Source organism: Claveliimonas bilis, from assembly GCF_020892095.1.
In the GTDB taxonomy this organism is placed as follows: domain Bacteria; phylum Bacillota; class Clostridia; order Lachnospirales; family Lachnospiraceae; genus Claveliimonas; species Claveliimonas bilis.
In genome coordinates, this window is sequence record NZ_AP024845.1 from 879,315 (window position 1) to 901,557 (window position 22,243).

Sequence of the window (22,243 nt, forward strand, 5' to 3'; positions counted from 1 at the left end):
GAGTTTAAAAGCAAATATACCCCGGCGGATCTGACCTGAAATTCAATATTCCAGACCAACCGCCAGAGTCCCTCTTAGGGTATCTAGTTATTTAAAAATCCCTTATAGTTGCGGACCATCATCTGTGATTCGATCTGTTTGATCGTTTCCAGAATTACACTGACAATAATGATCAGTGATGTACCGCCGAATGAAACGTTTGCTCCCAGCCATCCATTAAAGATAATCGGAACAACCTGTACGACGATCAAACCGCAAGCACCTACAAAAATAATATAGTTCAATATTTTTGTCAGATACTCCACAGTTGGTCTTCCCGGACGGATGCCCGGAATGAAACCGCCGCTCTTTTTCATATTGTTCGCAATCTCCATTGGGTTAAATGTAATGGATGTATAAAAATAAGCAAAAAATACAGTCAGTAAAATGTAAACAAGCAACCCCCACGTATATTTGATATTCTGTGGATTGCACCAATTTGCCTGATTCAATCCGCGGAGAATCTCACTTCCGATGCCGTTTCCATCACCTTTTCCCAGAAATGACGCTATCAGAATAGGTGTCTGCATCAGCGATGAAGAAAAGATAATCGGAATTACACCGGCTGTGTTGACCTTCATCGGAATGTAGGTAGACTGTCCGCCAAATGTTCTTCTTCCCTGGACTTTCTGTGAATACTGTACTGCAATTCTTCTCTGTCCATCCTGAAGGAAAATGACAAAGACAACAAGGGCCAGAATGATCGCAATAATGATCAAAGCCGCAAGTCCGCCTGATGCAAGGCTTTTCCCTTTAACGAACTGCTCAAACAACGTATACATATCGTTTGGAATACGAGAAATAATGTTAATGACAAGTACAATGGAAATACCATTTCCAACGCCTTTTTCCGTGATCCTCTCGCCAATCCACATAAGGAAAGCACTTCCCGCCGTCAATGTCAAAACCACGATTGCAGCATTAACAAAATTAAACTCTACCAAAAGTCCCTGACGTCCGAATCCTACAGCCATGGCAGTAGATTGGATCAAAGAGAGGCCAATGGTAAGATACCGTGTAATCGCTGCAATCTTTTTACGGCCATCCTCTCCGTCTTTATGCATTTCTTCCAGTTTGGGAATTGCAATAGTCAGAAGCTGCATAATGATCGAGGATGTAATATATGGTGTAATACTGAGGGCGAAAACGGACATCTGCTCAAATGAACCACCGGTGATGGCATTAAAGAAGTTAAATGCCTCACCAGTGTTTTGTGCAAAAAAGTCTTTTATAAAGTCAGGATCTACGCCAGGTGTCGGCAGTTCAGATCCGATTCTGATTACGATCAGCATCATGAATGTGTACAGGATCTTCCTGCGAATATCCTCTATCTGAAATGCCCGTCGCACTGTTTTAAACATTAGATCACCTCTGCTTTTCCACCAAGAGCCTCAATCTTAGCTGCAGCGCCTGCGCTGAAAGCGTTGGCCTGCACTGTAAGTTTCTTAGTTAATTCTCCATTTCCAAGAATTTTTACACCGTCTTTTGCGTTTTTCACGATGCCTGCTTCTTTTAATGTTTCTACAGAAACAACAGCGTCATTATCAAATACTTCCAGAGCGCTCACATTAATTCCAACGATAGTCTTTGTATTTCTGTTAGTGAATCCTCTCTTCGGTATTCTTCTGTATAATGGCATCTGTCCGCCTTCAAATCCCGGTCTTGTGCCGCCTGAACGAGCTTTCTGTCCTTTGTGTCCCTTTCCGGCAGTCTTACCATTTCCAGAACCATGTCCGCGTCCTCTTCTGAAATTATCACTGTGCTTAGCTCCGTCAGCTGGTCTTAAGTTTGATAAGTCCATTATGACACCTCCTTACTCTATAGTCTAAATTAAACTTCCTCTACTTTTACTAAATGCTGTACCTGTTTTACCATACCTCTTGTTGCTGCATTGTCCGGCAAAACAACAGTCTTGTTTACTTTTTTCAGTCCTAAAGCTTCTACTGTCTTCTTATGCTTCGGTACGGCACCGATTGTAGATTTTACTAATGTGATTTTTAAATCTGCCACTTTCATCTACCTCCTTAGCCTACGATCTCTTCGATGGATTTTCCACGAAGCTTAGATACTTTTTCCGGAGTTTTTACTTCTCTCAATCCTTCGATCGTAGCAAGTACTACATTCTGCTTATTGTTGGAACCAAGAGATTTTGTACGGATGTTCTTGATACCTGCCATCTCGATAACGGCACGTGCCGGACCTCCGGCAATAACTCCAGTACCTTCGGGCGCTGTCTTCAGAAGTACGGATGCACTTCCGAATTTACCGATCTGATCATGTGTAATACTTCCATGATCATCCAGTGCAACAGAGATCAAATTCTTTGCTGCATCTTCTTTTCCTTTACGAATTGCTTCCGGAATTTCGGTAGCCTTTCCTAATCCTGCTCCAACATGGCCGTTTCCATCACCTACAACTACTAAAGCTGTGAATTTGAAGTTACGACCACCTTTAACAACTTTGGTAACACGCTTAATTGCTACCACTTTTTCTGCTAATTCAAACTGACTAGCATCAATGCGTTCCTGTCTCATCTGTGTTCTCCCTTCCTAAAATTCCAGTCCAGCTTCACGAGCTGCATCTGCCAATGCCTGAACCTTACCATGGTAAATGAAGCCGCCTCTGTCAAATACAACTTCCTTGATGCCTTTTTCAAGTGCCTTCTCAGCAATTACTTTTCCAAGATATGCAGCTGCATCAACGTTGTTTGTCTTTTCCAGGTTCGCTTTCACGTCTTTCTGAAGAGTGGAAGCTGCAACCAGAGTGTTCCCTGCCACATCGTCAATAATCTGTGCATACATATGATTATTACTTCTGAATACGGCTAAACGTGGGCATTCAGGTGTACCGCTGAAACGGTTACGGATTTTTCTGTGTTTTTTAACACGTACTTCTGTTCTTGATTTCTTGCTAACCATTTTCACACTCTCCTTATTTATTTCTTACCAGTCTTACCAACTTTACGTCTGATCACTTCATCAGCATACTTGATACCTTTGCCCTTATATGGCTCCGGTCTTCTCTTGTCTCTGATCTCAGCCGCATACTGGCCAACTTTTTCTTTGTCAATTCCCTGAACAGTGATCTTGTTCTGTCCTTCCAGAACAGTCTCAACTCCCTCTGGGTCAATCATCTCTACCGGATGAGAGTATCCTAAGCTAAGTGTCAGCTTATTTCCGGCTTTTGCAGCTCTGTAACCAACACCGTTGACTTCCAGAACCTTTTTGTATCCTTCTGTTACACCGACAACCATGTTGTTGATCAGTGTTCTTGTCAGACCATGGAGAGATTTCATTTTCTTCAGATCGTTCGGTCTTGTTACGACGATCTGATCTCCCTCCTGCTTGATTTCCATTTCTACCGGAAGCTCTTTTTCAAGAGTTCCCTTTGGACCTTTTACAGTCACTTTGTTGTTCTCTGCAATTTCAACAGTAACCCCTGCTGGAACTGTAATTGGCAGTCTTCCTATACGTGACATACCATATCCTCCTTAACTTAAATTTTCGGAGCAGATGCTTTGTCTGCTCTGTTTTCAGTCACATTGAGCACTTAGCGAGGTCCTCACGAGCTTAGTGCGAAAGTGCACCCAGCCCACTTGGCGAGGCCCTTCACGAGCCTAGTGGCTGTGGTGTATCCTCTGTCCCGCAAATTGTCTCAAAATTTTACCATACAAATGCCAGAACTTCTCCGCCTACGCCGAGTTTTCTTGCTTCTTTGTCTGTGATCACTCCCTGATTTGTGGAAATGATCGCTGTTCCAAGTCCTCCAAGAACCTTCGGAAGTTCTTCGCTGCTTGCATAAACACGAAGTCCTGGTTTGGAAATTCTCTTCAGACCGGAAATTACTTTCTCGTTCTTATCTGCACCGTATTTCAGTGTCACACGGATTGTCTTAAATGCTCCGTCTTCTACAATGTCATATTTTGTGATATATCCTTCATTCACCAGAATGTCAGCAATAGCAATTTTCATCTTTGATGCAGGAATATCTACTGTATCATGTTTCGCAGTATTTGCATTACGGATTCTTGTAAGCATATCTGCAATTGGATCACTCATTGTCATGGATTGCTTCCTCCTTTACCAACTTGCCTTCTTCACACCTGGGATCTGTCCTTTGTATGCCAGTTCGCGGAAGCAAACACGGCAGATTCCATATTTTCTTAAATATGCATGCGGACGACCGCAGATTCTGCAGCGGCTGTATTCTCTTGTAGAAAATTTCTGCTTACGCTGCTGTTTAATTTTCATTGCTGTCTTAGCCATAATTTACCTCCTTATTTTGTAAACGGCATGTTGAACTGTTTTAACAGCTCGCGAGCCTCTTCGTCTGTCTTAGCCGTTGTAACAAAAATGACATCCATACCTCTGACTTTGTCAACCTTATCGTACTCAATTTCAGGGAAAATAAGCTGCTCTTTGATACCAAGAGCATAGTTTCCTCTTCCGTCAAATGCGTTTGGATTTACACCTCTGAAGTCACGTACACGAGGCAGAGCAAGATTTACAAGACGGTCAACGAACTCGTACATCTTTTCTCCTCTTAATGTAACCTTGCAGCCGATCGGCATTCCTTCTCTTACTTTGAAGTTAGCCACGGATTTCTTTGCTTTACAAACGACTGCTTTCTGTCCTGTGATCTTTTCCATATCAGCGATTGCTGACTCTAAAACTTTTGCATTATCTTTTGCTTCGCCGACACCCATATTGACAACAACTTTGTCAAGTTTCGGCACTTCCATAATATTTTTATAACCAAACTTTTTGATCATTGCATCAACGATCTCGTTCTGGTACTGTTCTTTCAGTCTGCTCAAAGCACTGGACCTCCTTCCTCAAATTAATCAATCACTTCGCCTGTTGATTTTGCAACACGCACTTTCTTGTCTCCATCCATCTTGAACCCTACTCTTGTAGCTTTTCCTTTATGGATGTACATTACGTTGGATATATCAATAGGTCCTTCCTGATGAACGATACCGCCATTCTGATTTGCAACACTTGGTTTTGTGTGCTTTGTCAGCATGTTGACACCTTCAACGAGAACTGTACCGTCTTTCTGATTTACAGCGATGACCTTGCCTTCTTTGTCTTTATCTTTACCGGCAATCACTTTAACCATGTCGCCTTTTTTGATCTTCATAGTTGACATCTTATTCTCGCACCTCCTTAAAGTACTTCCGGAGCCAGGGAAACAATTTTCATAAACTGTTTATCACGGAGCTCCCTTGCTACTGGCCCGAAGATACGGGTTCCTCTTGGATTTTTATCATCTTTAATAATAACAGCAGCATTTTCGTCGAAGCGGATATAAGAACCGTCTTTACGGCGAGTACCTTTTACAGTACGTACAACTACAGCTTTTACGACGTCACCTTTTTTTACAACGCCGCCTGGTGTTGCATCTTTAACAGTTGCAACTACCACGTCTCCGATGCTTGCATATCTTCTTGTGGAACCTCCAAGCACGCGGATACAAAGTAACTCTTTCGCACCTGTATTGTCTGCTACTTTCAGTCTGCTTTCTTGCTGTATCATGCAGGTTTCCCTCCTTATACTATTTTACTTTTTCCATAACTTCGACAAGTCTCCATCTCTTATCTTTTGATAACGGTCTTGTCTCCATAACTCTTACCTTGTCACCGATGTTGCATTCATTTGCTTCATCGTGGGCTTTTAATTTATAAGTTCTCTTTACGATTTTGTTGTAAAGCGGATGTTTTACATTATCTTCTACAGCAACTACGATCGTTTTATCCATCTTATTGCTGATTACTTTACCAACACGTGTTTTTCTAAGATTTCTTTCCACGGTGTTACTCCTTTCTCTGCATTTTGCTCAAAAAGCTAGGCATTGCTCTTTTCTGTAATTACAGTCTGGATTCTTGCAATATTTTTTCTTACTTCTTTGATTCTGCTTGTGTTATCCAACTGGTTTGTTGCGTTCTGGAATCTTAAATTGAAGAGCTCCTTTTTAGCAGCTACTAATTCTTCGTTCAGCTCTGCAGCTGATTTTGTTCTTAAATCTTCTACAAATGCATTAATTTTCACTGTTATCACCGCCTTCTAAGTCTGCGCGAGAAACGACTTTACATTTACAAGGTAACTTGTGTGTTGCAAGACGAAGAGCTTCTCTTGCCACTTCTTCCGGAACGCCTGCGATCTCGAACATTACGCGTCCTGGTTTTACAACTGCTACCCAGTATTCTAAGGTACCTTTACCGGAACCCATACGTGTTTCAGCTGGTTTCGTAGTTACTGGTTTATCTGGGAATATTTTGATCCAAACTTTACCGCCACGCTTGATATAACGTGTCATAGCGATACGGGCAGCCTCGATCTGGTTTGATCTGATCCAGCAAGGCTCTGTTGCAACGATACCATATTCACCATATGAAAGTGTGTTTCCACGAAGTGCTTTTCCTTTCATGGAGCCACGGAACTGTTTACGACGTTTTACTCTTTTTGGCATTAACATTATTTATCGCTCCCTTCCTTTGCTGCCTTTTCCGGAAGAACTTCACCTTTGTATACCCATACCTTCACACCAACTTTTCCGTATGTGGTATCAGCTTCGGCGAATCCGTAGTCAATGTCTGCTCTCAGTGTCTGAAGAGGAATAGTTCCCTCGCTGTAGAATTCTGTACGAGCCATATCTGCTCCGCCAAGACGTCCGGATACGGAAGTCTTAACTCCAAGAGCTCCGGCCTTCATTGTTCTGGACATGCAGGATTTCATTGCACGTCTGAAGGAGATACGGTTCTCAAGCTGCTGTGCGATATTCTCTGCTACCAGCTGTGCATCTTTGTCCGGTCTCTTAACTTCTTTGATATCTACAACCAGTTTCTTATCTGTAAACTTAGCAAGTTCTGCTTTTACCTTTTCGATCTCGGAACCGCCCTTACCGATCACAACACCCGGCTTTGCAGTGTAAACGATAATCTTCACACGGTCAGATGCTCTTTCGATCTCGATTCTGGAAATTCCTGCGCTGTATAATCTCTTCTTCAGAAATGTTCTGATTTCATGGTCTTCTACAAGGTAGTCAGCGAAATCTTTTTCAGCATACCATTTAGAGTCCCAATCTTTGATAATGCCGACTCTCAAGCCATGAGGATTTACTTTCTGTCCCATAATGCCCTCCTTATCTTTCATCAAGCACAAGTGTAATATGGCTCATTCTCTTTTCGATCCTGTATGCCCTTCCCTGTGCTCTAGGTCTGATTCTCTTCATTGTTGGTCCTTTATTTGCATAAGCCTCTGCAATATAAAGGTTTTCAGCATTCATTCCGTTGTTGTTCTCAGCGTTTGCGATTGCTGACTCTAATAATTTCTTTATTAAGCTTGAAGCATATCTTGGATTGTATGTCAAAATACCAAGTGCTGTTGTTACATCCTTACCTCTGATGGCATCTAATACGAAACATGCTTTCTGAACAGAAACCCTTGCGTAAGACAACTTTGCTGAAGGTCTTGTGTCCTTGTTAGCATTTCTCTCTCTCTTGATTTGGGATCTATGTCCTTTTGCCATGGATGAACCCTCCTTTCAAATACGTCTCTATTTATCTGACTTTAGATTTCTTATCGTCTTTTCCGTGTCCTCTGTATGTTCTTGTTGCAACAAACTCTCCCAGTTTGTGTCCAACCATATCTTCCGTTACATATACCGGCACATGCTTTCTTCCGTCATGTACAGCGATTGTATGGCCAACCATGCTCGGGAAGATTGTAGAACGGCGAGACCATGTCTTAACAACGGCCTTGTCTCCGGATGCGTTCATTGCATCAATCTTCTTCAGCAGGCTTGCGTCTGCGAATGGTCCTTTTTTAAGTGAACGAGCCATTAGTTCTACCTCCTTGTGAAACTATTTATTTGATTCCTTTACCGTCACGTCTTCTTACGATCAGCTTGTTAGACTGTTTGTTCTTCTTGCGGGTCTTAAGTCCAAGAGCAGGTTTGCCCCAAGGTGTACACGGACCCGGACGTCCGATACCAGTCTTACCTTCACCACCACCGTGCGGATGGTCGTTCGGGTTCATAACAGAACCACGTACTGTCGGGCGGATACCCATGTGACGCTTACGTCCTGCTTTACCGATGTTGATCAGGTTGTGATCTCCGTTTCCTACCACACCGATAGATGCACGGCAGATGATCGGAACCATTCTCATTTCACCAGATGGAAGTCTTAAAGTTGCGTATTTTCCTTCTTTTGCCATCAGCTGTGCACTGTTTCCAGCGGAACGTACCAACTGTCCGCCTTTTCCAGGATACAGCTCAATGTTGTGAATCTGTGTACCAACCGGAATTTCTGAAAGCGGCAGGCAGTTTCCTACTCTTACCTCTGCTTCCGGTCCGTTCATGACTTTCATACCGTCTGTCAATCCCTGCGGTGCCAGGATGTATGCTTTTTCTCCATCCTCGTAGCAGATCAGAGCGATATTTGCAGATCTGTTCGGATCATACTCGATTCCTAATACTGTTGCTGCAACACCATCTTTTCTTCTCTTGAAGTCGATGATTCTATATTTTTTCTTAACTCCGCCTCCGCGGTGTCTTACTGTAATTTTTCCCTGGTTATTACGTCCTGCCTGGCTGCTTTTGGAAACAAGCAGAGACTTTTCTGGAGTTGTTTTTGTGATTTCAGAGAAATCAGATCCAGTCATCTGTCTTCTGGAAGGCGTATATGGGTTATAGGTTTTGATTCCCATGATTGCTTCTCCTTTCAATACTGTTTATTATCACGGTTTCTGTCCGTATGCTTTGTCCCTTCCCCGGCGGGGAATGGACGCCTGTACTGTTTTTGCTTTCAGCAAATTTTACAGTCCCTCAAACAATTCAATATCTGCGCTTTCTTCTGTCAGCTGAACAATCGCTTTCTTTGTCTTAGCGGTTGTACCGAACTGCATGGTTCCGCGCACTCTCTTTTTCTTTCCACCGTTGTTCATTGTGTTTACGCTTTCTACTTTTGTTCCGGCGAACATTTTCTCAACAGCTTCTTTAATCTGATTTTTTGTAGCATCTGTATGAACAAGGAATGTATATTTCTTCTCGCCCATCAGCTCCATGCTCTTTTCTGTAATTACCGGTTTAAGGATTACATCATAATATTTGATATCAGCCATTATGCGTACACCTCCTCGATTGCAGCAACAGCAGCCTTTGTTGTGATCACTGTGTTGTATTTCAGGATGTCGTACACATTAATTGTATTTGTCTTTGCAGTTTTTACATCAGCAATATTTCTTGCAGAGATCTCTGCATTTACATTTCCATCTTCCAATACGACTAATGCCTTGTTTACATCCAGGTTCTTCAATACGTTTGCAAAATTCTTTGTCTTAAAGTTTTCAAAAGCGATCTCATCGATCACAATGAATTTGTTCTCTGCAACTTTTGCAGACAGAGCAGATTTCAGAGCCGCTCTCTTTTCTTTTTTATTCATTTTGAATGAATAATCTCTCGGTACCGGTGCGAATACAACTCCGCCTCCTGTCCACTGTGGAGCTCTTGTGGATCCCTGTCTTGCATGACCGGTTCCTTTCTGTCTCCATGGTTTTCTTCCGCCGCCGGAAACTTCGGAACGCGTCTTTGCTTTCTGTGTTCCCTGACGTTTATTTGCAAGCTGGCTTACAACCGCCATGTGTACCAGGTGCTCGTTTACTTCCACACCAAATACAGCATCGTTCAGATCGATCGTACCAACTTCTTTACCTTCGATATTGTAAACAGATACGTTTGCCATCTAAGTGTTCCTCCTTCCTCGTAAAACCTAGTTAGCTTTTACTGTCTCTTTAATTGTGACCAGAGATTTCTTTGGTCCCGGTACAGAACCTTTTACTAAAAGAAGGTTCTTATCAGCATCTACGCGTACAACTTCCAGATTCTGGATCGTGATCTTCTTGTTTCCCATCTGTCCAGGCATTTTCTTTCCTTTAAATACCTTGCTCGGATCAGAAGCCGCACCATTGGAACCTGCATGACGATGGAATTTGGAACCGTGTGTCATAGGTCCTCTGTGCTGTCCATGTCTCTTGATAGCACCCTGGAATCCTTTACCTTTGGAGATTGCTGTAGCATCTACTTTATCACCAACCTCAAAGATATCAGCCTTGATTTCCTGTGCCAGTGTATATTCTTCAGCGTTCTCAAACTTGAACTCTCTTACAAATCTCTTGCCGGAAACACCAGCTTTTGCAAAATGTCCCTGCTCTGCTTTTGTCACACCATGGCGATGAACGATTTCTTTCTTACCGCTCTTGTCCTTGTTGATGATCTTATCTTTCTTATCCATGAATCCAACCTGCACTGCGCTGTATCCATCGTTTTCCACTGTCTTAACCTGTGTTACCACGCATGGTCCAGCCTGAAGCACAGTTACCGGTGTCAGAACGCCGTCTTCATTGAAGATCTGTGTCATTCCAACTTTTGTAGCCAAAATAGCTTTCTTCATTATAAATACCTCCTGTGATTTACAGCGGAACGCCTTTTTTGACGTTCATCCTAAATTTTAGGAATACTGCTTATTTGTTTTTCATTTTGATATCAATATAAACACCAGCCGGCATTTCCAGTCTTGACAGAGCATCTACTGTCTTCTGGGTCGGCGTAATGATATCAATCAGTCTTTTATGAGTTCTCTGCTCAAACTGTTCTCTGGAGTCTTTGTATTTGTGAACAGCTCTAAGGATTGTCACTACTTCCTTCTTTGTCGGAAGCGGTACAGGTCCGCTCACCTTCGCTCCATTTTTCTTTACAGTTTCGATGATTTTCTTTGCGGATGCATCAACAAGCTGATGATCATACGCTTTCAATGTGATTCTCATTACTTGACTTGCCATAAAAAAAGTCGCCTCCTTTTCGTACTTTTTCACTTCAGTACGACAAGCGGTGACTGTACACTCTCCCGTGTGTGTCGTGAGAAACTCACACGTTGTTACTGCATTTCAGCAGCTGTTATAGTAGTTTCGTACAGTGACTTGTCGCCAGTTTCCTAACTTGACATTCGCTCCACGGAAAACCTGTCACTTGCGGACAGCAACCTCACGCTTCACAGCTATCATGTCACAGCTTTTTCATTATATATGATATATTTCCGGTTTTCAAGTATTTTTTTTATTTTCCTTGTATTTTTTCTCGGTGTCCGTTACTATTTATTATCATAGAAAGCAAACACCTTTATATTTTACACTATATATAATATGAAGCAACAGAAATGAGGAATTTTATGAATATCAAAAGATGGAAGGTTATGCTGGCCGTAGATGATTACGGCAGTTTTACAAGGGCAGGCGAGGTGCTTGGCTATACACAGTCCGGCATAACCCAGATGATGAAAGCATTGGAAAAGGAAGTGGGATTGTCTCTTTTTATCAAGGATAAAAGCGGGACCGCCCTCACCCGGGAAGCACAGTCACTCATTCCAGCCGTACGCGCTCTTTTAAATGCCGACGAAGTCGTACGCCAGGAAATCGCATCTCTGAAAGGTGCCCAGACCGGCACCATTACGATCGGGACTTATCTGAGCTGCTCTATCCACTGGATCCCACGGATCATACAGGCTTTCCAGCGCAGCCATCCCGATATATTGTTCAAAATTACAGAAGGCCTGGAAGGAGAGCTGGCCGACTGGATCCAGGAACGCCGCGTTGACATCGGCTTTCTCAGTTATCAGCCCGGTCACCATTACCATTTTCTCCCTGCTCTGGACGACGAGCTGCTGGCTGTTCTGCCCTCCGGTCATCCCCTGTCCGCTTACGATCCGCTTCCTATAGAAAAGCTGAACGGAGCTCCCTTTGTCATCACAGAGTATGCCCCCGGAAGTGATGTGCACCGCGTCCTGAAAGAACACAACATCAGACCTGACATTCGTTTTGTCTCTATCAACGAATTCTCTGTTCTTTCTATGGTAGAGCAAAATCTCGGTATCACGATCCTTCCAGGACTCTTGCTGCGCGGTCAAAACGGGAACTTTGTAACCCGGCATATCACCCCGGCCGTTTCCCGGCAGCTGGGACTGGCTTACTCTTCTCCCGATGACCTTTCGCCGGCCTGCAGGGCATTTTTAGAATACGCAAAAGATTTTCTGCTGGATGACTGATTTACGCAATCCAGCATATAAAAACTATTTTTCATTATATTTTTTAATGTTTCCATTAGTTTTTTTAATGCTTTTTATTGACTTATACTCCCGGTATCGATATACTAAAGAAGAGGATTAAACTAACGAAGGCGCTCTCACTGTTTGTGACGAGCGCTTTCCTGCTTTTAAATCTTCTCATATCAAGGGGCGGACAATATCGATACACTCATTAGAAAAACACCCCGTAAGAAAGGATGCGTATTTATGAGCAATCAAACAAACTCTGAAACTCGTCAATGGGGCTCCCGCTTCGGTTATCTCATGGTAGCCGCCGGCGCAGCTATCGGCCTGGGAAATATTTGGAGATTTCCGTACCTTGCCTATCAGGGAGGCGGCGGTGTTTTCTTAGTAGTCTACATCATCGTTGTAGCACTGATGGGGCACCCCATGGTAGAGATGGAGACTGCCATAGGGCGCCATACCGGCAAAGATGCCGTTACCGCTTTCCAGCGCATCAACAAAAAGTGGGGAATCGCCGGCTGGATCGCCAATGTCTGTACCCTTATGATAAATATGTATTATGTCGTTGTCGGCGGCTGGGTGGCAAAATACGCTTTCCAATACATAGTCAGCGGAGATTTCGGTTCCGACAAACAGGTTTATTTTGACACTTTCACTTCCTCTACTATCGAACCTTTGATCTGGGCTGCGCTTATCCTTTTATTTGTGTCCATTATGCTGTATTTCGGGATCACAAATACAGTGGAAAAAATCGCCAAAGTTATGATGCCTGTACTTTTCGCCTTACTGATCATCTGCAGCATATGGGCACTGGCTGTAAATGAAAATGCTATCGAAGGAGTAAAATATTATCTTCTTCCTGATTTCAGCAAATTCAGCTTTACTACCTTCGCCCAGGCGGCTACACAGGTTCTCTTCTCAGTCGGCATCGGCTGGGGACTGTATGTAACCCTTGGCGCCAACATTCCAAAAGAGAACAACCTGAAAAGCGACGCGATCATGGTTTCCACTTTTGATACCGCCGCAGCAATCCTGGCAGGATTTGTCGTTGTCCCCTCTGCCTTTTCCGGCGGCGTGGATATCGAATCCGCAGGTCCTAGCCTTGTATTTAACGTAATGACTGATATTTTTGAAAAGCTGCCCGGCGGCAGGATCATCGGCGTATGTTTCTTCCTGGCCATTCTTTTTGCGGTAATTTCCTCTCTGTTCAGCTTCTTCGAAATTTCGATCCGCACCTTTGAGGACAACCGGAAAATGGGGCGCCGCAACGCAACAATCCTGACAACTGTTATCATCGCGATCGGGAACGTCTTTGTTTCCCTGGGATTTGGTCTTTTAAGCAATGTAAAACTTCCATGGTTGGACGCTAACGGCCTGGGAATGCTGGGAATCTATGACTGGCTGGACACCTTCACCGCATATCTCCTGATGCCGATTGGCTGTATTCTGGTATGTGTATTTATCGCTAAAGTCTGGGGATTTAAAAACTACGAAAAAGAAGTAACCAATGACGGAAAATTCGGCCGCGTCACTCTTTACAATAAGATATTGACCGTTGCAGTCGTACCTATCTTCATGATCGTCATTCTCCTTACTGTTTTCGGATTTATCAAATAAACATGGAACCACAGAGAAATCATTGTTCATTTTCTACAATGATTTCTCTCTTTCTATGCTTAAAGTATTGACTTTTTTTTGTCAAAATGGTAAATTAGGTTTACATGGAGATGTCAAATCGGGGTGGCATCTCTGTAAAAGTTATAGTATTTATTTATCTAGAGATTGGAGGAAAATTTTATGTTACTGTTTCTTCAGATTTTATTCGGCGTTCTGGCAGCCGGAACAGGTATCGGACTTATCGTCGATATCGGAAAGAATCGTATGGATGAACTCAAAAACGCTACCGGCAAACAGTGGGCATCCGGTTTCGCTGTAGGTATTGTCGCTAACTTCCTTGACACTCTTGGATGTGGTTCCTATGCACCATCCACATTCATGTATAAATTATTTAACCAGATTGATGATATCAACATCCCTGGAACTCTGAATGTTGGTGATACCTTCCCGGTTATCTTCGAGGCATTCATTTTCACAGCTTCTGTAGATGTTGATCCTGTGTTCCTTTTGATCATGTATGTGTGTGCTGCAGCAGGTTCTTTCGGATTTGCCACCATCGTTACAAAATGGCCTCGTAACAAGATCCGCTGGGCTCTTGGAACTATCATGATTCCGCTTGCAATCATCATGCTTTGCAGAAATACAGGATGGGGACCGTTCGGTATGATCGGAACAGCTACAACACTGACTGGCTGGCAGTTGATCGTAGCTGCAGGTCTTAACATCCTGTGGGGCGCTCTGATGGATATCGGTTTCGGTCTGTATGCACCTTGTATGGCTACCTGCCTTCTGCTCGGTGTTGATGCAACTGCAGCTTTCCCAGTATTCATGGGATCCTGTGCATGTCTGATGCCGGCTTGCTCTATCGAGTTTATCAAGACCAAACGTTACGATGTTCCTCACACAGTTGGTAACGCAATCGGCGGATGTATCGGTGTATTCATTGCATGGAAACTTGTTACATCTCTTCCGATGTTCTGGCTGATCAACCTGGTTTGTGTTGTTCTTCTGTGGACTTCCTATACACTGATCAGTGCAGCTGTAAAGGACAAAAAAGCGGGAGTTGCTTAAATAAGACAGATAGAACAAGAAGAAATTCTACATATGATCTTTATAAATGGCCATCCCCAGGGACGGCCATTTATATACTAAAAATCTGTGCTCTTTCTTTGTAAAAAGATACCGCTTTTGCAAAGAAAGACTATGAAAATGTATTATAAAAATAGGACTTACAAAATACGGAGAATAAATTATGTTTATCAATGAGTATACAATGGACAGAAAACGTTATGATAAGTGGGCCACTCCAAAATTCTGGAGGCTGCGCACTTTCTATCTGTATCTCGTCCTCTTTGCTGCCGGAGTATTCGGGTGGATCTATTTCGATAAAGTAAACGTTTCCGCAAGATGGCAGACAATCGGCGCTTTCCTGATTTTTGTTGCCGTTTACCGGGGCGTTTTTTTCCATTGGATGCACGCCGACAAAACATTCCGTCTCACCAGGCAGAAATATTTTAATGAGAAAGACTGGTTATGCAAAGTCATTGTCAGAGACAAGGATATTTCTCTTCATATCAACGGGAAACTGAACAACCGGGTAGAATGGTCCGACATCAAAAAACTGGAAGAGGCCAAAACCTATTTCAAGCTGACATCACCCGACGGTGTGGAGGGTGTTATGCTGGACAAGGAATGTTTCACTGAAGGCAATGCCGACAGTTTTAAAGAATGGATGTTAAATGTACATCCCGAAATCGAGCAGGTTCCCATTGCTCCAGCCTTTAATAAGTAACGGTTTTTCTCCGTTTTAAAATCAAAAATCCACTGCATTACAAGAAGTTTGTCCTGCAGTGGATTTATTTTTATATACTTTTTTTGCAAAATTATGCAAAATCACACTTTTTAATCTTGACACACAAAAAAACTGGTGCTATATTATAACCATCTTAAACAACAACGAGAGCAAAGGCGGTCTCCCAAAGGGATGAGACTGCTATATTTTTAAAGTAGAGCTGTTTAAGATGATAGCAATGGTTGCTATTGCAGTTAATCCAGGGCCGAACGTTTTCCCCAAGAGCGTTCCTGCCCGGGTAACTACAATTTATATATACTTTTCTCCAACAGGAGATCTTCCCCAGCTTTGTATATATACAAAACTGCAATGCAACGAGGAAAAACCTCTCAATGACATACCAAAAAGAAAGGGCACGACATAAGTTTATGTCGTGCCTTTTCTTTTATGAAGATTTATTCTTCAAGCTGCACGATAATAAAAATCACAGCTATCTCTTTTCTTCCATTTTTCGCATTTTCAGCTTAAGGAGCGCTGTTGCCTTCCTACAGTCAAGTTCTACTACATTATTTTCTCCAACTACATTTGTCTCAGTTCCATCTGCGCTCTTGTTAATATCCACAATTCCATCCAGATAGTCATTTGTTACAACAAACTGTGCTACCGTTCCGCTGAAATTCAGTCCTGTCACTGCAATCCCGCGGGTCCCCAGCTGCTCACATGTATTTGTAAAATCAACATCGCTGTTTCCCCAGCCATCAGAGGAAATGATAACGCCATCGGCACGCATCGCTTCTGCCCAGACAGCAGTTCTTGTTCCCACCAGCATCTTGTCCTCATTGTCGTCCGGTGTCCCTACAATAATGATTCCCATCAGGTCAAGATCAGTGTCACTGGATACAACGTCCAGCAGTGGATCCCTGAAATGATGAAGAGATGTTTCTTTTGTTGACGGTCCAATACCCATACCATTCACCTCCTACTGCATGGAACGGATAATTCCGTCCCGGTACTCATTTGGCGTAACAAGTATCGGCATATTGCCCATATCAATGATAGAACGTCCGCCTTCTACTCCGGAAGGTTCTTTTGCAAACAAATGAGTATCATACATTGCTCCCTGACCGGCTACCTGTTTTACAATAAGTACTCTCTTTTTCCCAGGTCTTACTACATCATGATATTCGTGACGCTCTGTACACTTGTCGCCCTTGAATTTTTTCAGCTTATCACGATAAGACTGGATAAATTTATCACATGCTCTGTGTGCTGCCGTCGGGCCCGGACGTTCCTGTCCCATACCCTCTTTCAATGTAACATCGAAAGAAATAATGTAATCATTATCTCCCGGCGTACCTGCACGATTCAGATAAAGCTGCTCCTTCAGATTTCCTTCTGAAGAACCGAACTCATGAGTCTGCTTTCCGACAGTATCAACCCCTGTCAGCATCACATAGACTCCCGTAATTGTATGTGTAATACCTTCTCCGATCTTCCCTAAAACTTTTGTAGAAATCGGAATGATATCCATGATCGTATTCGTCCATCTGTCGTGGTCGCCCGGTTTGATGATCTGGATATCGATCTTCTCAATATGTTCCTCTTCAGCTACAAGCTGATCGATCATCTCTTTACTGACAGTCATATGTCCATCTACATTAATGTCATTATGCTCGCCCCATTCCACATCTGTCATATGGAATGCCTTGATCACCAGGCGTCTTAAGTCTGTCTCATTTCCTACCATCGTTTCACCTCCAATAGCAGCGCCGATTATAGGCCTGACGCTATTTTTAAAAAGGGCAGATGTATAAATACATCTGCCCACATATTGAATATTATATTGTGCCTGTCATTAATATCAGACCGATATTAGATCTTAGCAACATATTCGTATGGCAGCGGTACGATTGTTCCAGGTGTGGAAATCTTTACTAACTGCTCAAGTGTAGCTTTCACAATCTGTGTCTGCTGTTCTACGTTGTGAGGACCACCCGCATTAGCACCCATAGGTACCAACGGAGCTACCGCACGAGGTGTACCGGTCTGACGAACAACCGGAGGAAGAGCTGCAATAATAATTGTTGGGATTCCAGCTTCTTCAATCGCTCTCTGCACCAATACTGCAGAGCGGTGGCAGGTACCTCATCCAGCTGTGAGGATAACTGCATCTACGTCCTCTTCTTTGAACATCTGTGCGATGGCCGGACCAGTTTCACCTTTGAATTTTTCCTGGTTTCCGCCGCCGCCCATGAATCCTGCATGAACCGGAGCACAAGCTCTGATAAATCCTTCTGCAGCTAATTCGTGGATTCTGTCGATCGGGAACATACAGTTGATGTCTTTGTTAACATCACTGTTGTCGTATCCACCGTGTGAAACCATCAGCTCACTGGATGGTGTTGTGTTCTCTATTTTTCTCCATGTAAAGTCACCAGCAAGATTGAATCTTTCCTGATCTTTCTTATGAACACCAGCAGCTGTTGCAAGAGCGATAGACATATCTTTCAGCTCTTTTGTTACAGGAGTCCATACAGCCGGAGGAGTAATAGGAACGAAAATTTCAGATTGTAAACCTTTAACAACCGTTAAACTCATTTTGAAACCTCCTTATTATCCATTTGCCCGCGCATTTCTTCTTGTTTGCGCCGTTCTTTTTCTATATTGCTGACATATTTCTCATTTATTTCCGGGCCCAGCTGCTCCGGGAAGCTCATGTTCCATCCGACTTCCTGTCCTACTTTGGGTTCAGTGTCGCAGATAAACATCCGCTTCGGGGCTTTTAAGAAACCAAGCCTTCCTTTCAGGTCTACGCTGATGCTGCAATCATCAACATCAACAACGACACCCTCCATGTAAATGATCTTGTCACCATAATGCAAACGTTCGTTATTCATTGAACCGCCTCAGATTAGTCGTATTTTTCCTTACGTTTCTGGCTCATCGGCAGAGACTGCTCGTTTTCAACGAGATCTACTTTCTTGCCGTATGCAGCTTCGATCAGCTCTACGTTTGTAGATTTAACGTTCGGATTCCACTTCTTCTCTGCAGCTTTCACTTCTTCGCCAGCCATAGCTGTCTTCAGCATTGCAAGTGCACGGATTGCATCCTCTTCACAAAGAGTATTGCATCCAAGAACCTCGTTCTCAATACCGGACTCTGATTTGTTGTTGTCAACCATGTAGTTCATGTACTTGTTACCAACAACGAGAGCACCCTGTACTGCACAGTAGGACATACCTACTACCGGGATTCCTCTCATACCGATCTGCTCGATATGGCTTGCAAAGTCGATGTGGTTGTTTCCGAAACCTTCTGTTGTAACGAAAGCTCCGTCAGCATCCATCATCTCTACTGTGTGTCCAACACGTTTGGATACATAGAATTTTTCAGCATTGATCTGTGGGCTTCCTACGAATACAACGCCGCAAAGGTCAACTTCCGGATCATGAAGAGCCTCAAGAACCAATGGCTCTCTCCAGTAATGTCTGGACATCTCTTTAGATGCAGGTCCGATACATGTCAGTGCGTGGATACATCCATCAAGAACTTCCAATGGGGATACACAAACAGGTACGTTTCCTAAGTCAACGTTAGCTCTTGCTCCAAGAACACCAACCGGCTCTACCGGAAGGATGAAGTTGTCATGCATAGCTCCCTGTCCCATGATCTCTTTAACGATAACAACTTTCTTCTTTCCAGGACGGCGAACCTGTTTCAGTTCCTGTGTATCTGTAACAAGGCTGTCATCCAGTTCTTTCATGACTTCACGGATTTCCTGTGTGATGATATCAAAAGCTGTATGTGCAGCCATAGGTCCACGGCGCTCCATGTTTGTCTTTTCCTGAATTACGATGTTACCTTTGATAAAGATCTCGCCTTTATCCGGGCAGCTTGGACGATTCCACATAATGTTCTCATCCAGGTATCCTTCAGATGATCCGAATTCACCGATCTGAACTCCGCCTTCATCTGTACCTGTCAGCATCATAACAACGCCGTCCAGAACTCTTGTCACACCTGTTCCAAGGTCAGCATCGCCTTCTTTTGTAGCGATCGGCTGAACATCCATAATTGTCTCAGAATATGTGTGGTATTTGTCAGGAGTAATGATCTCCAGATGGAAATCTTTTACAAGTTCCTGATCTGCGATAACATCTGCTTCGATTCCTTCACGGATGTAAAGAGTTGTTCCTTCGATCTTTGTCTCTGGTCCTCTCTTAACCTCTGTGATTGTGTAATGTTTTCTTGTCAGGCTTCTAACAACCTTCTCTTCTTCAGCTGCTGCCGGTGCTGCGCCTGCAACTGCTGCTTCTGCGCCTGCCGGTACCGGTACAGCTGCTGCTCCGCCTGCTCCAAGAGCTCCTACCGGGATCTCAAGATCAATGTCTTTTCCTTCTCCGATATGGATTTTTAATGTTCCTCCTGCTACCGGTGCTGCTGCAACTGGTGCTGCAGGTGCAGGTGCTGCTGCTTCCTCTTCTGGTTCTTCCTCTGCTGCCGGTGCTGTCGGAGCTTTTGCTCCCTCTACCTTATCAGCAGTAAGTGGGCAAAGAGAATCGCATGTTTCTTTCAATTTTGCACCTAAAACTTCTTCGATGGTCAGGCAACCATCCAGGTTCAATAATCCTGAATCTACAAGATCGTCAAAGATTGCCGGATCTTCCAGATTAGCTGGTTCGATTGTAATGCCGCCTTCGGCTCTGCAACACAATACCGCAGGATCATGAGCATGTTCTTTAGCTGTTTCAGCTGTGATTGACATATTGTTTTCCCTCCTTGTTTTTGTTACTTCTGAATCTCTCTTTTAAATTCAGAGAATAATCCAGATTGTTCCATCCGCGCATTGCACGGACAAAGGTGTATATATACAACCGCCGGCAGAGAAAATACCTCTCAATCTTTTCATAAGCCTGTGAAAGAATCGGGGGTCTTCCACAGACCCTGCCCGCGGCAGTAATACCTGTACTTCTTAAAAATCTTTAAAAATCAATCTCCTGGCTTACCTCTTTGGAAATCTTCAGGGTTCTGTAAAGAGGATGTCCGATTGTTCTCATTACATGGTCAGTCTGATGGAATACTTTCAGACCCATCTTCGGTGCTGACGCCATAACGGTGTTGGAACAGTCAGAGCAGTTACCAATAATAATATATTCACAATTATCCTTTTTAAACTGCAGGTTGTTCTTTACCTGTCCAGGACAGTTGCCAGGTCTTAAGCACTTCAGCGGTGCACCCGGTTTGTTTTCAATTGCCTGTTTACATTTGCATACAGATACAACGTTTCCGTTCATCTTGGCAGCGATCTCACGCATACGCTCTTCGCTTCCGCCGCATGCACAGACAAGGATTCCCACATTTGCACCGTGAAGATCCGGAAATTCTCCTGTTACCAGGATTCCTCCTGTTGTCTTTGTAGTAGGTGCATCCAAATCTGTAGATTTACCTGTGAATGCTCCTCCCATAATGATCTCTCCATATACACCGTCAATACCGCCGGCTTTTTCGATCATCTCTCCTACGCTGACACCGATCGGCACATCCATGAATACATGAGCTCCATTTCCGCCGTTCAGTTTTCCACGTACTGTCATATTCTTGCTGATGCAAGGTTTTCTTTCATCAATAGCCTCTGCAACCTTTGCTGCTGTTTCAAGATTTACAACAACAGATCTTGCAGCGGAAGGAAGCTGTGTTGTTGTTAAGTTTACGCCAAGGCACTCTCTTACAACTGCACGTTCCTCTCCCATCGGGTAGATGTCTGCAAGCATATGAATGGAAATATCCGGTTCGCTCTTTAAAGCTGCATCCAAAATCTTGATCGCGTTGTGGTGTTTCTTCTTAATTGCAAAGATTGCTTTATCTGCATGTGTAATCTCCATACAGTATTTTACGCCGCGGATCACTTTGTCCGTCTGCTCTTCCAGCTGCTGGATATTATGTTCCAGTCCCGGCTCACACTCTGCAGCATTTACCAGAATATAGCTGTGCTCCAGTTTAAAATCTGCCGGAAGCTCCGGATTGATCTCCGGGTCCAGTTCAGCCATCGGTGTTTCTGCCAGGTTAATGTTCAGTTTTACGCCTGTCGGGAATCCAGCTCCGCCCATTCCCACAATTCCGGCCTCTTTTACCATTTCCAGTTTTGTTCCTTCCTTGATAGGAACAAATTCATCTTTCTGCTCATCATCTGGTTTGATGATGATGCTGTCAGCTGTCACTTCTTCTACCACACCGTAAACACTGGAAAAAATGTTTGCCCCAAGTCCAGTCGGAGTAGCGATGAGAGTACCTTTTTCCACCTTGTCCCCAGCTTTTACGATTGCTTCACAAGGTGCTCCTACATGCTGACGCAATAAAATCTGTACGTTTCCCATGACATTCTTCTCCTTTTTTCTTTTTTAAGCAAAAACAGATTGGATTCCACCAATTCTATTTACTTACCTTTTCATTTCAAAAAGCAGAAACTGATAGTTTTTATCTATAAATTCTCAAATCAAAATTCTGCGATATTTTTAACAGAATATTGTTATTTTTCTGGCGGAGGCATGTGGGAATCGAACCCACCCAGGACGCTCCTAACGCCCAACACTGGTTTTGAAGACCAGGGGGCACACCAGTCACCCAACTACCCCCATATTCACTTTCGCGCCACTTAACAATAGCACAGGTTTCTCTATAATTCAAGCCTTTTT

Annotated in this window: 33 protein-coding genes and 1 tRNA gene; 4 read left to right on the top strand and 30 right to left on the bottom strand. The window is 43.5% G+C overall.

Translation table 11 applies throughout. The features are described from left to right. Positions 1–83: 83 nt before the first annotated feature. The 22 genes from secY to rpsJ all read right to left on the bottom strand — a co-directional run bounded on the left by secY (position 84) and on the right by rpsJ (position 10,880). On the bottom strand, positions 84–1,400 hold the full coding sequence (secY, locus tag EUBC25_RS04410) for a preprotein translocase subunit SecY (protein WP_230106988.1): 1,317 nt from the start codon (positions 1,398–1,400) through the stop codon (positions 84–86). Then, positions 1,400–1,840, bottom strand: a complete 441-nt coding sequence (rplO, locus tag EUBC25_RS04415) for a 50S ribosomal protein L15 (RefSeq protein ID WP_230106989.1) — start codon at positions 1,838–1,840, stop codon at positions 1,400–1,402. Before rplO ends, secY begins: the two co-directional genes overlap by 1 nt. A gap of 29 nt (positions 1,841–1,869) precedes the next feature. Then, on the bottom strand, positions 1,870–2,049 hold the full coding sequence (rpmD, locus tag EUBC25_RS04420; RefSeq protein WP_230106990.1) for a 50S ribosomal protein L30: 180 nt from the start codon (positions 2,047–2,049) through the stop codon (positions 1,870–1,872). A gap of 14 nt (positions 2,050–2,063) precedes the next feature. Next, entirely contained in the window at positions 2,064–2,573 is a 510-nt protein-coding gene (gene rpsE, locus EUBC25_RS04425) for a 30S ribosomal protein S5 (protein ID WP_230106991.1), read from the bottom strand. 15 nt (positions 2,574–2,588) lie between these two features. After that, positions 2,589–2,957, bottom strand: a complete 369-nt coding sequence (rplR, locus tag EUBC25_RS04430) for a 50S ribosomal protein L18 (protein ID WP_230106992.1) — start codon at positions 2,955–2,957, stop codon at positions 2,589–2,591. 17 nt (positions 2,958–2,974) lie between these two features. Next, positions 2,975–3,517, bottom strand: coding sequence for a 50S ribosomal protein L6 (rplF, locus tag EUBC25_RS04435; RefSeq protein WP_230106993.1), 543 nt, complete (start codon positions 3,515–3,517; stop codon positions 2,975–2,977). 184 nt (positions 3,518–3,701) lie between these two features. Beyond that, positions 3,702–4,103, bottom strand: coding sequence for a 30S ribosomal protein S8 (gene rpsH / locus EUBC25_RS04440; protein ID WP_230106994.1), 402 nt, complete (start codon positions 4,101–4,103; stop codon positions 3,702–3,704). A gap of 15 nt (positions 4,104–4,118) precedes the next feature. Beyond that, positions 4,119–4,304 (bottom strand): type Z 30S ribosomal protein S14, encoded by a 186-nt coding sequence (locus tag EUBC25_RS04445; RefSeq protein WP_154476718.1) that lies wholly within the window; start codon positions 4,302–4,304, stop codon positions 4,119–4,121. An 11-nt stretch (positions 4,305–4,315) separates the two neighbouring features. Continuing rightward, positions 4,316–4,855: a 50S ribosomal protein L5 gene (gene rplE / locus EUBC25_RS04450; RefSeq protein WP_230106995.1), complete on the bottom strand. Its 540-nt coding sequence runs from the start codon at positions 4,853–4,855 to the stop codon at positions 4,316–4,318. A gap of 23 nt (positions 4,856–4,878) precedes the next feature. Beyond that, a complete protein-coding gene (rplX, locus tag EUBC25_RS04455; protein ID WP_230106996.1) occupies positions 4,879–5,190 on the bottom strand; it encodes a 50S ribosomal protein L24 in 312 nt (103 codons plus the stop codon). Positions 5,191–5,207: 17 nt separating this feature from the next. Beyond that, positions 5,208–5,576 (bottom strand): 50S ribosomal protein L14, encoded by a 369-nt coding sequence (rplN, locus tag EUBC25_RS04460; protein ID WP_230106997.1) that lies wholly within the window; start codon positions 5,574–5,576, stop codon positions 5,208–5,210. Positions 5,577–5,595: 19 nt separating this feature from the next. Next, positions 5,596–5,799, bottom strand: coding sequence for a 30S ribosomal protein S17 (gene rpsQ / locus EUBC25_RS04465; protein WP_230107549.1), 204 nt, complete (start codon positions 5,797–5,799; stop codon positions 5,596–5,598). Between the two features lie 86 nt (positions 5,800–5,885). Further along, a complete protein-coding gene (rpmC, locus tag EUBC25_RS04470) occupies positions 5,886–6,089 on the bottom strand; it encodes a 50S ribosomal protein L29 (protein ID WP_076780560.1) in 204 nt (67 codons plus the stop codon). Further along, positions 6,079–6,516, bottom strand: a complete 438-nt coding sequence (gene rplP / locus EUBC25_RS04475; RefSeq protein ID WP_087174182.1) for a 50S ribosomal protein L16 — start codon at positions 6,514–6,516, stop codon at positions 6,079–6,081. Before rplP ends, rpmC begins: the two co-directional genes overlap by 11 nt. Beyond that, complete coding sequence (gene rpsC / locus EUBC25_RS04480; RefSeq protein ID WP_230106998.1) at positions 6,516–7,172, bottom strand: 30S ribosomal protein S3; 657 nt, start codon at positions 7,170–7,172, stop codon at positions 6,516–6,518. Before rpsC ends, rplP begins: the two co-directional genes overlap by 1 nt. A 10-nt stretch (positions 7,173–7,182) precedes the next feature. Then, entirely contained in the window at positions 7,183–7,569 is a 387-nt protein-coding gene (gene rplV / locus EUBC25_RS04485) for a 50S ribosomal protein L22 (protein ID WP_004607294.1), read from the bottom strand. Between the two features lie 31 nt (positions 7,570–7,600). Further along, positions 7,601–7,882, bottom strand: a complete 282-nt coding sequence (gene rpsS, locus EUBC25_RS04490; RefSeq protein WP_230106999.1) for a 30S ribosomal protein S19 — start codon at positions 7,880–7,882, stop codon at positions 7,601–7,603. 25 nt (positions 7,883–7,907) lie between these two features. After that, the gene (gene rplB, locus EUBC25_RS04495; RefSeq protein ID WP_230107000.1) at positions 7,908–8,750 is read right to left on the bottom strand and encodes a 50S ribosomal protein L2; all 843 of its coding nucleotides are present in this window, start codon (positions 8,748–8,750) and stop codon (positions 7,908–7,910) included. Between the two features lie 108 nt (positions 8,751–8,858). Next, complete coding sequence (gene rplW / locus EUBC25_RS04500; RefSeq protein WP_230107001.1) at positions 8,859–9,164, bottom strand: 50S ribosomal protein L23; 306 nt, start codon at positions 9,162–9,164, stop codon at positions 8,859–8,861. Next, positions 9,164–9,784 carry a 50S ribosomal protein L4 gene (gene rplD, locus EUBC25_RS04505; RefSeq protein WP_230107002.1) on the bottom strand — a complete coding sequence of 207 codons (621 nt, stop codon included), beginning with the start codon at positions 9,782–9,784 and terminating at the stop codon, positions 9,164–9,166. Before rplD ends, rplW begins: the two co-directional genes overlap by 1 nt. Positions 9,785–9,811: 27 nt before the next feature. Next, positions 9,812–10,492, bottom strand: a complete 681-nt coding sequence (gene rplC, locus EUBC25_RS04510) for a 50S ribosomal protein L3 (protein ID WP_230107003.1) — start codon at positions 10,490–10,492, stop codon at positions 9,812–9,814. 70 nt (positions 10,493–10,562) lie between these two features. Next, the gene (gene rpsJ / locus EUBC25_RS04515; protein WP_033124771.1) at positions 10,563–10,880 is read right to left on the bottom strand and encodes a 30S ribosomal protein S10; all 318 of its coding nucleotides are present in this window, start codon (positions 10,878–10,880) and stop codon (positions 10,563–10,565) included. Positions 10,881–11,266: 386 nt separating this feature from the next. Here rpsJ and EUBC25_RS04520 point away from each other — a divergent pair, with 386 nt between their 5' ends. The 4 genes from EUBC25_RS04520 (at position 11,267) to EUBC25_RS04535 (ending at position 15,551) form a co-directional block, all read left to right on the top strand. Next, entirely contained in the window at positions 11,267–12,139 is an 873-nt protein-coding gene (locus tag EUBC25_RS04520; protein WP_230107004.1) for a LysR family transcriptional regulator, read from the top strand. Between the two features lie 246 nt (positions 12,140–12,385). Continuing rightward, complete coding sequence (locus tag EUBC25_RS04525) at positions 12,386–13,759, top strand: sodium-dependent transporter (protein ID WP_230107005.1); 1,374 nt, start codon at positions 12,386–12,388, stop codon at positions 13,757–13,759. A gap of 180 nt (positions 13,760–13,939) precedes the next feature. Next, positions 13,940–14,830: a permease gene (locus tag EUBC25_RS04530; protein WP_230107006.1), complete on the top strand. Its 891-nt coding sequence runs from the start codon at positions 13,940–13,942 to the stop codon at positions 14,828–14,830. A 181-nt stretch (positions 14,831–15,011) separates the two neighbouring features. Then, positions 15,012–15,551, top strand: a complete 540-nt coding sequence (locus EUBC25_RS04535; protein WP_230107007.1) for a YcxB family protein — start codon at positions 15,012–15,014, stop codon at positions 15,549–15,551. 490 nt (positions 15,552–16,041) lie between these two features. Here the strand turns inward: EUBC25_RS04535 and EUBC25_RS04540 are convergent, their stop codons facing one another. From EUBC25_RS04540 to EUBC25_RS04570, 8 genes are all read right to left on the bottom strand, one after another. Further along, positions 16,042–16,518, bottom strand: a complete 477-nt coding sequence (locus EUBC25_RS04540) for a glycine/sarcosine/betaine reductase component B subunit (protein WP_230107008.1) — start codon at positions 16,516–16,518, stop codon at positions 16,042–16,044. A gap of 12 nt (positions 16,519–16,530) precedes the next feature. Beyond that, positions 16,531–17,298 carry a proline reductase cluster protein PrdD gene (gene prdD / locus EUBC25_RS04545; RefSeq protein ID WP_230107009.1) on the bottom strand — a complete coding sequence of 256 codons (768 nt, stop codon included), beginning with the start codon at positions 17,296–17,298 and terminating at the stop codon, positions 16,531–16,533. A 125-nt stretch (positions 17,299–17,423) separates the two neighbouring features. Further along, positions 17,424–17,669 (bottom strand): hypothetical protein, encoded by a 246-nt coding sequence (locus tag EUBC25_RS15125; protein WP_465220971.1) that lies wholly within the window; start codon positions 17,667–17,669, stop codon positions 17,424–17,426. A 27-nt stretch (positions 17,670–17,696) separates the two neighbouring features. Beyond that, positions 17,697–18,149 (bottom strand): glycine/sarcosine/betaine reductase selenoprotein B family protein, encoded by a 453-nt coding sequence (locus tag EUBC25_RS15130; protein ID WP_465220972.1) that lies wholly within the window; start codon positions 18,147–18,149, stop codon positions 17,697–17,699. Next, entirely contained in the window at positions 18,146–18,448 is a 303-nt protein-coding gene (locus tag EUBC25_RS04555) for a CBO2463/CBO2479 domain-containing protein (RefSeq protein ID WP_230107011.1), read from the bottom strand. Before EUBC25_RS04555 ends, EUBC25_RS15130 begins: the two co-directional genes overlap by 4 nt. A 14-nt stretch (positions 18,449–18,462) precedes the next feature. Continuing rightward, a complete protein-coding gene (gene prdA, locus EUBC25_RS04560; protein ID WP_230107012.1) occupies positions 18,463–20,316 on the bottom strand; it encodes a D-proline reductase (dithiol) proprotein PrdA in 1,854 nt (617 codons plus the stop codon). Positions 20,317–20,533: 217 nt separating this feature from the next. Next, positions 20,534–21,925 (bottom strand): proline reductase-associated electron transfer protein PrdC, encoded by a 1,392-nt coding sequence (gene prdC / locus EUBC25_RS04565; protein ID WP_230107013.1) that lies wholly within the window; start codon positions 21,923–21,925, stop codon positions 20,534–20,536. 161 nt (positions 21,926–22,086) lie between these two features. Beyond that, positions 22,087–22,184, bottom strand: a tRNA-Sec gene (locus tag EUBC25_RS04570). Between the last annotated feature and the right edge of the window lie 59 nt (positions 22,185–22,243).